General features: G+C 61.8%; 9 protein-coding genes and 1 pseudogene. 8 read left to right on the top strand and 2 right to left on the bottom strand.

The window, feature by feature from the left end; genetic code table 11:
* Nucleotides 1-10: 10 nt before the first annotated feature.
* From MOQ06_RS12405 to MOQ06_RS12395, 3 genes and pseudogenes are all read left to right on the top strand, one after another.
* Nucleotides 11-352 carry a RamA family antibiotic efflux transcriptional regulator gene (locus MOQ06_RS12405; protein ID WP_148419361.1) on the top strand — a complete coding sequence of 114 codons (342 nt, stop codon included), beginning with the start codon at nt 11-13 and terminating at the stop codon, nt 350-352.
* Nucleotides 353-554: 202 nt separating this feature from the next.
* A pseudogene (locus tag MOQ06_RS12400) lies at nt 555-1783 on the top strand (IS481 family transposase).
* 138 nt (nt 1784-1921) lie between these two features.
* Complete coding sequence (locus tag MOQ06_RS12395; protein WP_242173306.1) at nt 1922-3490, top strand: alpha/beta hydrolase-fold protein; 1569 nt, start codon at nt 1922-1924, stop codon at nt 3488-3490.
* On the opposite strand, the gene MOQ06_RS12390 is transcribed toward MOQ06_RS12395, so the two are convergent.
* Entirely contained in the window at nt 3476-3724 is a 249-nt protein-coding gene (locus MOQ06_RS12390; RefSeq protein WP_176610978.1) for a DUF1158 domain-containing protein, read from the bottom strand. The genes MOQ06_RS12395 and MOQ06_RS12390 overlap by 15 nt on opposite strands.
* Before the next feature lie 488 nt (nt 3725-4212).
* Between MOQ06_RS12390 and MOQ06_RS12385 the strand changes: the two genes are divergently transcribed.
* The 3 genes from MOQ06_RS12385 (at nt 4213) to MOQ06_RS12375 (ending at nt 11241) form a co-directional block, all read left to right on the top strand.
* Nucleotides 4213-6921: a cation-transporting P-type ATPase gene (locus MOQ06_RS12385; protein ID WP_242173304.1), complete on the top strand. Its 2709-nt coding sequence runs from the start codon at nt 4213-4215 to the stop codon at nt 6919-6921.
* 111 nt (nt 6922-7032) lie between these two features.
* The gene (locus tag MOQ06_RS12380; protein WP_193355962.1) at nt 7033-8097 is read left to right on the top strand and encodes an efflux RND transporter periplasmic adaptor subunit; all 1065 of its coding nucleotides are present in this window, start codon (nt 7033-7035) and stop codon (nt 8095-8097) included.
* 9 nt (nt 8098-8106) lie between these two features.
* Nucleotides 8107-11241: an efflux RND transporter permease subunit gene (locus MOQ06_RS12375; protein ID WP_242173303.1), complete on the top strand. Its 3135-nt coding sequence runs from the start codon at nt 8107-8109 to the stop codon at nt 11239-11241.
* On the opposite strand, the gene MOQ06_RS12370 is transcribed toward MOQ06_RS12375, so the two are convergent.
* A complete protein-coding gene (locus MOQ06_RS12370; RefSeq protein ID WP_242173300.1) occupies nt 11192-12313 on the bottom strand; it encodes a YbdK family carboxylate-amine ligase in 1122 nt (373 codons plus the stop codon). The genes MOQ06_RS12375 and MOQ06_RS12370 overlap by 50 nt on opposite strands.
* 130 nt (nt 12314-12443) lie before the next feature.
* Here MOQ06_RS12370 and MOQ06_RS12365 point away from each other — a divergent pair, with 130 nt between their 5' ends.
* Together MOQ06_RS12365 and MOQ06_RS12360 are read left to right on the top strand one after the other, a co-directional pair.
* On the top strand, nt 12444-12881 hold the full coding sequence (locus MOQ06_RS12365) for a DUF1795 domain-containing protein (protein ID WP_242173299.1): 438 nt from the start codon (nt 12444-12446) through the stop codon (nt 12879-12881).
* 17 nt (nt 12882-12898) lie between these two features.
* On the top strand, nt 12899-14372 hold a 1474-nt coding region (locus MOQ06_RS12360), incomplete at its 3' end, for a PAAR domain-containing protein (RefSeq protein WP_242173297.1).

The following is a 14372-nucleotide window of genomic DNA, read 5'->3' as shown; positions in this document are numbered from 1 at the left end:
GGAGAGCAGTATGACAATTTCCGCTCAGGTCATTGAAACCATTGTCGAATGGATCGATGACAATCTACACCAGCCGTTACGCATCGAGGAGATTGCCCGCCACGCGGGTTACTCAAAATGGCATTTGCAGCGGCTGTTTATGCAGTACAAAGGCGAAAGTCTGGGGCGCTACATCCGCGAACGCAAGCTGCTGCTGGCGGCGCGCGATCTGCGTGAATCAGACGAACGCGTCTACGACATCTGCCTGCGCTACGGCTTTGACTCGCAGCAGACGTTTACGCGCATCTTCACCCGCACCTTCCACCAGCCGCCCGGCGCGTACCGCAAAGAGAATCATAGTCGGGCGCACTGAAATACCTTCCCCCTCACCCCGGCCCTCTCCCCAAAGGGGAGAGGGTGTAATCGTCCCTACTCCTTTGTGGCCGAGGGTTCCCCACAAATTAATGCGAGCACTGAGCGATCCCCTCTCCCCTCGGGTGTACGGTCCGGGGACATCGTGAACACTTGTTCGGGGACATGGTAGACACTTACAACTAAGGCATAAGAACCCGCTTATGGAGTCGCTTATGCCCTGGGATGCGAGAGATACCATGTCATTACGTACCGAGTTTGTTTTGTTCGCCTCGCAGGACGGGGCGAACATCCGTTCCCTCTGCCGTCACTTTGGCATTTCACCTGCCACCGGCTACAAGTGGCTTCGCCGCTGGGGAGAGGAAGGTGCCTCCGGCCTTCAGGACCGCCCGCGCATACCGCACCATTCCCCGAACCGCTCATCTGACGACATCACTGCCCTGCTGCGTATGGCCCATGACCGCCATCAACGCTGGGGCGCGCGCAAGATAAAGCACTGGCTCGAAGACCAGGGGCACACTATGCCCGCCTTCAGCACCGTCCATAACCTTATGGCCCGCCATGGTCTGTTGCCGGGCACTTCACCGGGCATTCCCGCCACGGGGCGGTTCGAACATGACGCGCCGAACCGCCTCTGGCAGATGGATTTTAAGGGCCACTTTCCCTTTGGCGGTGGCCGCTGCCATCCGCTCACCCTGCTGGACGACCACTCCCGTTTTTCCCTGTGCCTGGCGCACTGTACCGATGAACGGCGCGAGACCGTGCAGCAGCTGCTGGTCAGCGTGTTTGAACGCTACGGCCTGCCGGACCGGATGACAATGGACAACGGCGCCCCGTGGGGAGATACCACCGGCACCTGGACGGCGCTGGAGCTGTGGCTGATGCGCCATGGTATCCGGGTGGGGCACTCCCGGCCGTATCATCCGCAGACGCAGGGCAAGCTGGAGCGTTTTCACCGCAGCCTGAAGACGGAGGTGCTGCAGGGGAAGTGGTTCGCGAACGAGGGCGAACTGCAGCGCGCCTTCGACCACTGGCGGACGGTCTATAACCTTGAACGCCCGCATGAGGCGCTGGATATGGCGGTACCGGGCTCGCGGTATAAGCCGTCTGCACGGCAGTACAGCGGCAACACACCGCCCCCGGAATACGACGAGGGCGTGATGGTCAGGAAAGTGGATATCAGCGGAAAGCTGAGCGTGAAAGGGGTAAGTCTGAGCGCAGGCAAGGCGTTCAGGGGAGAACGGGTCGGGCTGAAGGAGATGCAGGAAGACGGCCGCTACGAGGTGTGGTGGTACAGCACGAAAGTGGGGGTGATCGACCTGAAGAAAAAGTCGATCACCATGGGTAAAGGATGTTAAAAAGTGTTCACCATGTCCCCGAACACCTGTCTACCATGTCCCCGGACCGTACATCGGGGAGAGGGTTAGGGTGAGGGGACAAACCCTTCCTGGCCGCGATAATTCACCGTCTCTCTCCTAAACGTCCTTCGACTGCAATAATTTGATGATATTGCAAATCATTAACATTTGCATTAGCGTTAGTGCCAAATTTCGTTCTGGAACAAGCATTAATGAAAAGGGTATGGAGTGGGTTGCTGATGGGGATCGGCGCGCTGCCCGCCGTGGCGGCAACGTGCGAACAGTCGTCCCTGCTGGGAGACGTTCAGGGAAAGTTTGACGCCAGCGGAGAAGTCTGCTTTTTGCTGCCCGAGCTGGGTGAAAATTACGTTTCCGCCACGCTGAACGGCGTGACGGATGCACGCCTGCTGGACGAGCAAAACCGTCGCATCCGTACGCTGGTCGAAAGCGGGCCTGCGGATGGTGAACACACGCTGCTTTTTGCCCTGCCGGTGAAGCAGGGCACCTCCCTGCTGCTGCGCGGCGAGGCGGGCAAGCCGTGGCGTTTTCAGTGGCGGATGAAAGAGACCTCCGCGTTACCGCGCGTGCAGATGCTGGAGCCGGAAAGCCCGACGCTTCGGGCGCTGGCAAAAACGGTGGCTGCCGGTGGCAGTACCGACGCGTTCTGGCAGACGCAAGTCCGGGAGGGAACGCCGATGGTGGAGCCGGTGGACGCGCGCCACAGGCGTGTGACCTTCCTGTGGCGCGGCGCGCGGAATAACGTCTTTATTCTCGGCTCTCCGGCGGGGGATCACGATCCGCTGTTCAGACTGGGCAACAGCGACGTCTGGTTCCGCAGCTACGTGGTGCCCGCCGACACGGTGATGCAGTACAAGCTTGCGCCCGATGTGCCGATCGTTGAGGGCTCCCCTCGCGACCAGCGCCGCGCGATCCTGGTGAGCGCGCAGGCCGATCCGCTTAATCCGAACGCCTTTGGGGAACAGAAGTTCGATCGCTGGAATCGCTCATCCCTGCTCGATCTCAGCCCGGCGCGCTATTGCTCCGTCCAGGCTACGGCACAGCCGCTAGTGCACGGGACGCTGAGCCGCCAGATGCTGAGCAGCACCATCCTCGGCAATTCTCGCGAAGTGACGATCTACAAACCGCGCGGCGCACAGCCCGCACGCTGGACGTTAATCCTCTTCGACGGACAGATTTATCAGGACGAGTATCATTTTGCCAACGTGCTGGATGGTCTGATTGCCCGCCATCGCCTGCCGGCGATTAACGTGGTGTTTATCGACAGCCTCGATCATGCCCGACGCGGCAAGGAGCTGCCGCCGAATCCGGATTTCGCCGATTTTATGGCGCACGAGCTGCTGCCGTGGCTGCGGGGGCAGGGCATTGCGATGCAGCGGCAGAAAACGGTGCTGGCGGGGTCAAGCTACGGGGGCATTGCGTCGTCATGGGTGGCGCTGCGCTACCCGCGCCTGTTTGGCAACGTGCTAAGCCTTTCCGGCTCTTACTGGTGGGCGCCGAAGGGCGAAGCGCCCGGCTGGCTGACGCGTCAGTACCAGCAGTCGCCGCACTATCCGGTACGCTTCTGGCTTCAGGCCGGGAAGTTTGAAACCGCGGGGCCGGGCGGCGGCATTTATCGTACCACCCTGGATTTTGAACAGATTCTGCGGGAGAAAGGCTACCGCGTCAGCTTCCATCCGTGGTCCAGCGGTCACGACTATGCGGCCTGGTGTGAAGCGCTGATCCACGGGATGCGCGATTTCACCGGCTTACGACGCCAGTGAAAACCAGCGGCGCCAGACGAAACGCAGGATAAAGAACTCGATGGCGCCGAGCGCTAAAAACCACAGGCAGAACAGGATGGTGTAAAGCTGATTCAGATCGACCATGTGAAAGGTCTGAACCAGCTTTTGCGCCAGCACCAGCCCAAGCGACGGCGCGGGTAACAGCAGGCAGGAGAGCAGGGCCAGCAATAAAATGCCTCCCGCGGTAAGCAGCGATTCTAACGGGTGTTTCATCGTAATGTTAATCGTCAGTTAAAAATGTCATTGTCCGGCATCCTGAAACGTAAAGCAATATAATCCCGGCTGGCAAAATTGAGTCAAAGGCCACCGTTATTCTGCGAATAAATAACCAGAAAAGAATATTATTCCCGGGCCGATTAAATTAATATCGCGTTATGTAAATAAACGTCTTCTTTACGAAAATAATTTTACAAAGCTATAGGTGCTATAGCCAATTAACGTGGCAATAACAATGGCTGCGACAATGTATAACGCCAGGCGCCGTCCGCGATAAATACCAAACATGCTTCCTCCTCGTTTAATGTTGGTTTAGAAATATTTTGTAAAAATCAGCGCGTCGAAATAATTTTAATCAGTTTTGAATAACCTGGTAGTCATTATATTGCGGTAGATCAATTTAACCCGCAAGACTTAAAAATGAATTAATTAAAGCCAGAAAGGAATTCCGGCTTCCGTCCACCGGATATTGAAGGAAAAATACCATGACCAAAAAAAATCTCTCACAGAATATGCCACCCGCAGGCGGGCAGGCGTACCAGCAGTCCGTCGAGCAGGTCCTTGCTCACACCCGTAGCCAGGCCAGCGGCCTGGACCGGGCAGACGCGCAGGCGCGTTTGCAAAAACATGGCCCTAACGCGCTGCCGGAGAAAAAAGGCAAGCCGGGCTGGCTGCGTTTTCTCGCGCATTTTAACGACGTGCTGATTTATGTTCTGCTGGCGGCTGCCGTTTTAACGGCGGTAATGGGGCACTGGGTCGATACGCTGGTCATTCTTGGCGTGGCGGTCATCAATGCCTTAATTGGCCACATTCAGGAAAGCAACGCGGAAAAATCGCTGAAGAGTATTCGCAATATGCTCTCCAGCGAAGCGCGCGTTATTCGCAACGGCAACCATGAAACGATACCGACGACGGAAATCGTCCCGGGCGATATTATTGTTTTACGCGCGGGGGATCGTATTCCGGCGGATATGCGTTTAATTGAAGCGCATAATTTACGCGTTGAAGAGGCGATTCTGACCGGTGAATCCACGGTCGTGGACAAACACACCAACCCGCTGAGCGGCGAATTACCGCTGGGCGACCGCACGAACCTGGTTTTCTCCGGCACGACGGTAAGCGCGGGCGGTGGCGTCGGCGTGGTGACTGCCACCGGGCAGGAGACGGAACTCGGCCACATCAACCAGATGATGGCGGGCATCGAAAAACACCGCACGCCGCTGCTGGTGCAGATGGACAAGCTGGGCAAGGCGATCTTCGCCATTATTCTGGCGATGATGGCCGCGCTGTTTATCTTCAGCCTGGCGTTCCGCGAGATCCCGATGGGCGAGCTGCTGCTCTCTCTGATCAGCCTGGCGGTGGCCTCCGTACCGGAAGGTCTGCCAGCGATCATCTCCATCATCCTCTCCCTGGGCGTACAGGCGATGGCGCGCAAGCGGGCCATCATCCGCAAGCTGCCTACGGTTGAAACCCTGGGCGCGATGACCGTGGTCTGCTCGGACAAAACCGGCACCCTGACCATGAACGAGATGACGGTCAAAGCCATCATCACCGCTGACGCCTGCTACCGCGTGGACGGCAACAGCTACGAGCCGGTGGGCAATATCTACCTGGAAGGCAGCGACGAGCCGGTGCAGATCCAGCCGGGCACCGTGCTGGAGCAGTACCTGCGCACCGTTGACCTGTGTAACGACAGCCAGCTGATTCAGGACGAGCGCGGTCTGTGGGGCATTACCGGTGGGCCTACCGAGGGCGCGCTAAAGGTGCTGGCGGCGAAAGCCCGCCTGGCGCCGGTCATGACCACGCTGGTTAACAAGATCCCGTTCGACTCGCAGTACAAGTACATGAGCACCCACTACCAGATTGGCGGTGAGGAGCAGATTTTAATCACCGGCGCGCCGGACGTGATTTTCGCCCTGTGCGCGCAGCAGCTGACCCGTAACGGTGCGGAAGCCTTCAGCCTGGGCTACTGGGAAGCCGAGATGGAGCGCTACGCGCGTCAGGGGCTGCGCATGGTGGCGGCAGCGTTCAGGCCGGCAAACGGCGAGCAGGCGCTGACGCACGACGACCTGAGCCACGGCCTGATCTTCCTCGGCATCGCCGGGATGATGGATCCGCCGCGCCCGGAAGCGATTGACGCAATCGGCGCCTGCCAGCAGGCGGGGATCCGCGTGAAGATGATCACCGGGGATCACCCGCAGACGGCGATGAGCATCGGCCAGATGCTGGGGATCACCAACAGCGAGCAGGCGGTGACCGGCTATCAGCTGGAAAAAATGGACGACGCCGAGCTGGCGGACGCGGCGGTGAAGTATGACATCTTCGCCCGAACCAGCCCGGAGCATAAGCTGCGCCTGGTGAAAGCGCTGCAGGAGAAAGGTGAAATCGTCGGCATGACCGGCGACGGCGTGAACGATGCCCCGGCGCTGCGTCAGGCCGACGTGGGCATCGCGATGGGCATCAAAGGCACCGAAGTGACCAAAGAGGCGGCGGACATGGTCCTGACGGACGATAACTTCGCCACTATCGCCAGCGCGGTGAAAGAGGGGCGTCGCGTTTACGACAACCTGAAGAAGACCATCCTGTTCATCATGCCGACCAACCTGGCGCAGGGGCTGCTGATTGTGATTGCGCTGCTGGCGGGGAACATCATTCCGCTGACGCCGGTGCTGATCCTGTGGATGAACATGGCGACCTCCGCCACGCTCTCCTTCGGCCTGGCGTTTGAAGCCGCCGAGCGCAACATTATGCGCCGCCCGCCGCGCCAGACCGGACAGCACGTAATGGACGCCTACGCCGTCTGGCGCGTGGCCTTCGTCGGCACCATGATCGCCATCGCCGCCTTTGCGCTCGAAGCCTGGCTGGCCCCGCGCGGCCACAGCGCGGAGTTCATCCGCACCGTGCTGCTGCAGATGCTGGTCTGCGCCCAGTGGGTGTACATGATTAACTGCCGCAACACCGAAGGGTTCTCCCTGAACCGCGGCCTGCTGGCGAACAAAGGGATCTGGCTGGTAACGGGCGTACTGTTCCTGCTCCAGGCGGCCATTATCTACCTGCCGTTTATGCAGATGCTGTTCGGCACCGAAGCGCTGCCGCTGCGCTACTGGTTCGTGACGCTTGCGGTAGCGGGCGTGATGTTCTTCGTCGTTGAAATCGAGAAGCGACTCACCCGCAGGTTCCGTAAGGCTGCATAACTAAAACCTTACCCCTCACCCTGCCCTCTCCCCAAAGGGGAGAGGGTGTTTACGTCCCCTCTCCCCTTTGGGGAGAGGGTTAGGGTGAGGGGAAAATACTGAGGTACTCCCATGAAACTCCCGCTCCTGTTCGCACTCCTCGCCGCTACCCTGCAGCCCGCCTTTGCCGCCGCCATCCCCGTTCGCGTTGCCACCGTGGAGCAGATCGACCACGCCGCCGGGCGCCAGATCCCGGGCCGCATCGAAGCCATCCACACCGTTGAGCTGCGCGCGCGCACGGAAGGCGTGATAACCAAAATCAACTTCCGCGACGGGCAGTACGTCAAAAAAGGTGACGTGCTGTTTGAGCTGGACGACGCCGAGCCGCGCGCCGCCGTGCGTCTGGCGCAGGCTGAGGTAAGAAGCGCCGAAGCCACGCTGCGTCAGGCGCAGCAGCAGCTTTCCCGCTTTGAAAGCCTGGGCAGCAGCAACGCCATCAGCCGCCACGACGTGGACAACGCCCGCATGCAGCGCGACGTTGCCAGCGCCGCCCTCGAGCAGGCGAAAGCCCGGCTGGAGACCCGCAACGTCACCCTTAACTACACGCGCATCACCTCACCGATTGACGGCCGCGTGGGGCACAGCAGCTTCCACGTCGGTAGCCTGGTCAACCCCGCAAGCGGCGTGCTGGTGGAGGTGGTACAGCTCGATCCCATCCGCATCGCCTTTGCGCTGGAAGAGGGCGCGTTTGCCACCAAAGCCGGACAGCATGCGGATATCGGCGCCATGAAACAGGCCTGGCAGGCCGTTATTGACAGCAACGGCGAGCGCATCAGCGGCGAGCTGACGTCGGTGGATAACCGCATCGACCCGCGCACCGCCAGCGTGATGCTGCGCGCCGAGTTCGCCAACCCGCGCCATCAGCTGCTGCCCGGCGGCAATGCGAATGTGTTTCTGCGACCCGTCAGCAAACAGCCCGTGCTGACCCTGCCAGCCGCCGCGGTCCAGCAGAACGGCGACGGGTTCTTTGCCTGGGTGGTTAACGCCGACGGCAAAGCCGAAATGCGTCCGCTGAAAATTGCCGGGCAGATTGGCCAGCAGGTTCAGATCGCCTCCGGCGTGAAGCCCGGTGAGCGAGCGATTGCTGACGGCGCGCAGCGCGTGCAGCCCGGCGCTGCCGTCCAGATACTGAATTAAGGAGCCATCATGCTGACGTTTTTCATCAAACGCCCGCGCTTCGCGATGGTGATTGCGCTGGTCATCACCCTGCTGGGGGCCATCGCGCTGAAAATTATTCCGGTGGAGCAGTACCCGCAGATCACGCCGCCGGTGGTCAACGTCTCTGCCAGCTGGCCGGGGGCCAGCTCGGCTGACGTGGCGGAGGCCATCGCTACGCCGCTGGAGACCCAGCTTAACGGCGTGGACCACATGCTTTACATGGAGTCCACCAGCGCTGATGAAGGCACTTACAGCCTGAACATCACCTTCGCGGCGGGTACCGACCCGGATCTTGCCGCCATCGACGTGCAAAACCGCGTGGCGCAGGCCCTGGCGCAGCTTCCCGCCGAGGCACAGCAAAACGGCGTGCAGGTACGCAAGCGCGCCACCAACCTGATGATGGGGGTAAGTCTTTACTCACCGAACAACACCCACACGCCGCTGTTCGTCAGCAACTACGCCAGCACCCAGGTGCGCGAGGCGCTGTCGCGTCTGCCGGGCGTCGGGCAGGTACAGATGTTTGGCGCGCGCGACTACAGCATGCGCATCTGGCTGCGCCCGGACCGCATGAACGCCCTGAACGTCACGACCGACGACGTGGCGCAGGCGCTGCGCGAGCAGAACGTGCAGGGCGCGGCGGGCCAGGTCGGCACGCCGCCGGTGTTCAACGGCCAGCAGCAGACCCTGACCATCAACGGGCTGGGGCGACTGAACCAGGCCGAAGAGTTTGCCGACATTATTATCCGCGCGGGGGAAATGGGCCAGCTGGTGCGCCTGAAGGATATCGCCACCATCGAGCTCGGCTCGCGCAGCTACAGCTCCGGCGCGCAGCTGAACGGGCATGACTCCGCCTATCTTGGCATCTATCCGACCCCGTCCGCCAACGCCCTGCGCGTCGCCGACGCGGTGCGCGCGGAGCTGGAGCGCCTCTCGACGCGCTTCCCGGACGACCTGGCGTATGAGGTGAAGTTCGACACCACCACCTTTGTCGCCGCCACCATCAAAGAGATTGGCGTCTCCCTGGCGCTGACGATGCTGGCGGTGGTCGTTGTGGTGTCTCTGTTCCTGCAGAGCTGGCGGGCAACGCTGATTGTCGCCCTCGCCATTCCGGTGTCGCTGGTGGGCACCTTTGCGGTGCTCTACACGCTGGGCTACTCCGCCAACACCCTCAGCCTGTTTGCCATTATTCTGGCGCTGACCATGGTGGTGGATGACGCCATCGTGGTGGTAGAGAGCGTCGAAACGCTGATGGCGGAAGGGCAGAGCCGCACGGCGGCCACCGCCCTGGCGCTGCGCCAGATTGCCGGGCCGGTGATTGCCACGACGCTGGTGCTGCTGGCGGTGTTTGTGCCGGTGGCGCTGCTGCCGGGGATCGTCGGCGAGCTGTACCGCCAGTTTGCGGTAACGCTCTCCACCGCCGTGACGCTTTCAAGCCTCGTGGCGCTGACCCTGACGCCAGCCCTGTGCGCCATGCTGCTGCGCCCGCGCCCGGCGAAGCCTGCGGCGATTTTCCGCGGATTCAACCGGGGGCTGGACGCCACGCGCGGCGCCTACACCCGCATCGTAACGATATTCAACCAGCGCCCGTGGCTGGCGCTGCTGGCCACCGCAGGCGCGGCGGCCGTGGTGGCGTTCAGCTTTACGTCGATGCCAAAAGGCTTCCTGCCGCAGGAGGACCAGGGCTACTTCTTCGCCAGCGTCCAGCTGCCGGAAGCGGCGTCGCTGGAGCGTACCGAGGCGGTGATGACCATCGCGCGCGAGCTGATCGCCAAAAATCCGGCGGTTGAAGACGTGATTCAGGTGTCCGGGTTTAACATCCTCAACGGCACCAGCGCCTCCAACGGCGGGTTTATCTCCATCATGCTGAAGGACTGGAGCGAGCGTCCGCCGCTGGACGAGGTGATGGGCACCCTTCAGCGCCAGCTGCTGGCCCTGCCGGAAGCGACCATCATGACCTTTGCGCCGCCGACGCTGCCGGGGCTGGGCAACGCCTCCGGCTTCGACCTGCGCATACAGGCGCAGGCGGGGCAGAGCCCGGCGGAGCTGGAGCGCGTGACGCGTGAGGTGCTGGCGAAAGCCAACCAGCACCCGCAGCTGAGCCGCGTATTCACCACCTGGAGCAGCAACGTGCCGCAGCTGACGCTGACCGTTGACCGCGAGCGCGCGGCCCGCCTCGACGTGCCGGTGTCCCGCATCTTCAGCAGCCTGCAAACCGCCTTTGGCGGCACGCGCGCCGGGGATTTCAGCGTCAACAACCGCGTCTACCACGTGGTGATGCAAAACGAGATGCAGTGGCGCGAGCGCGCGGAGCAAATCAGCGAGCTGTTCGTGCGCGGCAACAGCGGCGAGCGGGTGCGCCTGAGCAACCTCGTCACCATCACGCCGACCGTTGGCGCGCCCTTTATCCAGCAGTACAACCAGTTCCCGTCGGTATCGGTGAGCGGTTCGGCAGCACAAGGGGTGAGCAGCAGCACCGCGATGGCGGCGATGGGCGAGATTCTGGCGCAGAGCCTGCCCGCGGGTTACGACTATGCCTGGAGCGGCATGTCGTATCAGGAGCAGCAGACCGGCAACCAGGCGATATGGATCGTGCTGGCGGCGGTGGTGATGGCGTGGCTGTTCCTCGTCGCCCAGTACGAGAGCTGGACGCTCCCGGCGAGCGTGATGCTCTCGGTGCTGTTCGCCATCGGCGGGGCGCTGGTCTGGCTGTGGGGCGCCGGCTACGCCAATGACGTGTACGTGCAGATTGGTCTGGTGCTGCTGATAGCCCTTGCCGCCAAGAACGCGATCCTTATCGTGGAGTTTGCCCGCGCGCGGCGAATGGACGGGATGGCGATCGTTGATGCCGCGCGGGAAGGGGCGTCGCGCCGCTTTCGCGCGGTGATGATGACCGCCGTGTCGTTCATTATCGGCGTCCTGCCGATGATGCTGGCAACCGGAGCCGGTGCCCAGAGCCGCCGCATCATCGGCACCACGGTGTTCAGCGGCATGCTGGTGGCGACCGTGGTGGGGATCCTCTTCATCCCCGCGCTGTTCGTGCTGTTCCAGCGCCTGCGCGAGTGGGGGCACGCCCTTACGGACTCGTCGCCCATAGCTCGCTGTGCTTCTGAACCAGAGAAATAAGCGAGCCGCCGTCGGCGATAAAGTCGCGCATGCGCTGCGCCTCGCTCTTGCCCTGCTTTAACAGCAGGGCAATTTCCTTAATCGCGCTCGTTGCGCCGAGCTTCTCGGCCGACGGCGCAACCTGGTCCAGCAGCCACGCAATGTCTTCCGCGACGGTTTTATGCTCGCCGGTATGCACGTCCGTCAGGATCCCCTCCAGCCCGTAGCGGCACGCCTGAAAACGGTTAAAGCGGTACAGCAGAAAATCCCGCTCCTGATGCTTATACGGCCGCGCGGTCAGCAGCCAGTGCGAGGTGGCCTGGATCAGCCCGGCGATATTAATGGCGTGACCGAGCGTCAGCGGCGTATCCATCACCCGCACCTCCACGGTGCCGAAGTGCGGGCTGGGGCGGATGTCCCAGTGCAGATCCTTAATGCTGTCGATCATGCTGGTGGAGCTGAGGCGGCGGAAAAGTCCCTCGAACTCCTGCCAGCTGTTGACCCACGGCATCTGGCCGTTGTCCGGGAACCCGGAGAAGATGTTAAGACGCGACGAGGAGAACTTCGTGTCCGTGCCCTGCATGTAGGGGGAGGACGCGGCGAGGGCGATAAAGTGCGGCACGAAGCGCGACAGGCCGTGCAGCAGATAAATGGCGTCGTCCCCGTTTCGGCACCCCACGTGCACGTGCTGGCCGAACACCGTCGCCTGTAAAATCAGATAGCCAAAGCGCTCCAGCGTGACGTTATAGCGCTCATCGTCACACACCTCCTGACGCTGCCACTTCTGGAACGGGTGGGTTCCGCCGCCGCAGATCTGAATATGCTGCTCGGACGCCGCGCGCAGGATGCTCTGCTGCATCCCCGAGAGCTGCGCCGCCGCCTGGTCGATGTTCTGGCACACGCCGGTGGCGATTTCGAGCATGCTTTCGGTGATGTCGTGTTTGACCTCGCCGCCTTTAATGTCGTCTTTAACGGCGGCGATCAGCGCGGAGGAGTCCTGACTCAGGTCGTAGCCCGGCGGGTTGACGACCTGAAGCTCAAGCTCGATGCCGAGCGTGTAGGGTTCAGAGGATTTGAAATCAGGTAAGGGCATGGCGCACTCCGTTGTCTGTTGTGTGTTGAGTATAGACAACGGACGCGGCTCTCTCTTTTCAGGGGGATAGTCAGTATCAAATACATATGAGAAACTTGCTGCTTCTGAAAAATGTGGTGGGACCCGCTCAATGTCAGAATCATCTCCGAAGTATCATATAAATGAAGGGCTTATCAGCCTCCCTGATGGATATCAGGATCGTACCGTCAACGTTTTCGCGCTGCCTGCCGGGGATGCGCCCGCGTTCAACATTTCCCGCGATGCCCTCAACCCCGGTGAAGCGCTTGCCGCGTATATCGATCGCCAGCTCGCCCTGATGGCAAAACATCTTAAAGGCTGGAAGCAGGGTGAGCGCCGCTCCGCTACGCTTGGCGACAGCCTTTCACAGGGCGAAATCGTCCACGCCAGCTACCTGCGCGACGCGAAGCGCATCTGGCAGCAGCAGGCCGTTTTTAACGTCGATGGCGATAACGTTCTGGTTTTCACCATGACCTGCGCACGTGCGCTGAGCGATGCTGACGGCGCGCTGCTGGGCGATCTTCTCAGGAGCTTTCGCCTCCACGATTAACATCAGGGATAGTCGTTATGTTTGAAGCTGCACGCGTTGATGATGATATCGGGCACTCCGGTGCGCTGGCCGGGATGATTGCCGGAACGATTGTCGGTGGCCTGATTGCCGCCGCCGGGGGCATTCTGGCGGGGGCCATGTTTATTGCGGGTCTCGGCGCCTCCTGTCTTGGCGTGGGCGTCCTGCTCGTTGGCGCGAGCCTCGCCGTGGGCTATTACACCGGGGAGCTGGCGACCGCCGCCCGGGACAGCATAGCCGACGCCGGGGCGTCCAGCATGACGAAGAAAGGCGTCATCACCTCCGGCTCGCCCAACGTGTTTATCAACGGTAAACCCGCCGCCCTTGCCACCGATAGCACCGTCGACTGTTCTGACGACGGCTCACAGCAGATGGCCGAAGGCTCTAAGCGAGTCTCCATTAACAGCCAGCCTGCGTCCCGCATCGGGGATCGCACCACCTGCGACGCGAAGGTGATGACCGGTTCGGACAACGTTATTATCGGCGGCGATCCGCAGCAAACCCTGCCCATTCAGTCTGAAGTGCCCGAGTGGCTCTATAAGGTTTCCGATCTGACCCTGCTGTTCGCCGGGCTTCTCGGCGGCTGGGGCGGAGCGGCCGGCAAAGTCGGGGCACTCTCTAAGCTGCTGGGCAAAATCCCCGGCATCAATAAGCTGGCCCGCATCGCCTGCCGTGCCGGTACGCTGATGACCGGCGTGGCGGCCGCGGGGATCATCGCCCGCCCGGTGGATATCGTCAGCGGACAGAAGTTTCTCAGCGGGGATGATGAGCTGGACTTCGTACTGCCTTCGCGCCTGCCGGTGCGCTGGCAGCGCTACTGGCGCAGCGGCAACCCCGGCGACAGCGTGCTGGGCCGCGGCTGGAGCCTGTTCTGGGAAAGCCGCCTGGAGCCCTATCAGGACGGGCTGGTGTGGCGCGCGCCGTCCGGCGATTACGTCGCCTTCCCGAAAGTGCCGAAAGGCATGCGCACCTACTGCGAGAGCGAAAAAAACTGGCTTGAACATCACCAGGACGACAGCTGGTCGGTGTATGACGTCAGCGGCGAGCGCTGGCACTATGCGCCGCTGCGGGATGATGCCCCGTCGCTGCTCCAGCGCATCTCTGAACCCTGCGGCAACGATATCCTCTTCGAGTGGAATGCGGATAATACCCTGCATGCCCTGACCGACAGCGCGGGCCAGCGCGTGGTCTGCCGCTACGACCGTGACAGGCTCCTCGGCGCCTGGCTGGATGACGAGATCTGCCTGGTCAGTTACGCTTATGATGAACAGCGCCAGCTGGTCTCCGTGACCGGCCGGGGCGGTAGCGTGCGCCGACGCTTCAGCTGGCAGGACGGGCTGATGAGCGCCCACGAGGACGCCAACGGCCTGCTGAGCGAATACCGCTGGCAGGAGATAGACGGCCTGCCGCGCGTGGTCGGCTACCGCCACAGCGGCGGCGAACGGCTGACGTTCGAATACGATTTTGATAACG

The sequence above is a fragment of the Enterobacter sp. I4 genome (genome assembly GCF_022669095.1).
GTDB lineage: Bacteria > Pseudomonadota > Gammaproteobacteria > Enterobacterales > Enterobacteriaceae > Enterobacter > Enterobacter pasteurii.
This window is presented reverse-complemented; position numbering and strand designations above follow the sequence as displayed.

What these genes read in the sequence shown, in the direction of transcription:
- MOQ06_RS12390 (WP_176610978.1), bottom strand. Translation starts at nt 3,724, where the DNA reads ATGAAACACCCGTTAGAATCGCTGCTTACCGCGGGAGGCATTTTATTG.
- MOQ06_RS12380 (WP_193355962.1), top strand. Translation starts at nt 7,033, where the DNA reads ATGAAACTCCCGCTCCTGTTCGCACTCCTCGCCGCTACCCTGCAGCCC.
- MOQ06_RS12370 (WP_242173300.1), bottom strand. Translation starts at nt 12,313, where the DNA reads ATGCCCTTACCTGATTTCAAATCCTCTGAACCCTACACGCTCGGCATC.
- MOQ06_RS12385 (WP_242173304.1), top strand. Translation starts at nt 4,213, where the DNA reads ATGACCAAAAAAAATCTCTCACAGAATATGCCACCCGCAGGCGGGCAG.
- MOQ06_RS12365 (WP_242173299.1), top strand. Translation starts at nt 12,444, where the DNA reads ATGTCAGAATCATCTCCGAAGTATCATATAAATGAAGGGCTTATCAGC.
- MOQ06_RS12405 (WP_148419361.1), top strand. Translation starts at nt 11, where the DNA reads ATGACAATTTCCGCTCAGGTCATTGAAACCATTGTCGAATGGATCGAT.
- MOQ06_RS12375 (WP_242173303.1), top strand. Translation starts at nt 8,107, where the DNA reads ATGCTGACGTTTTTCATCAAACGCCCGCGCTTCGCGATGGTGATTGCG.
- MOQ06_RS12395 (WP_242173306.1), top strand. Translation starts at nt 1,922, where the DNA reads ATGAAAAGGGTATGGAGTGGGTTGCTGATGGGGATCGGCGCGCTGCCC.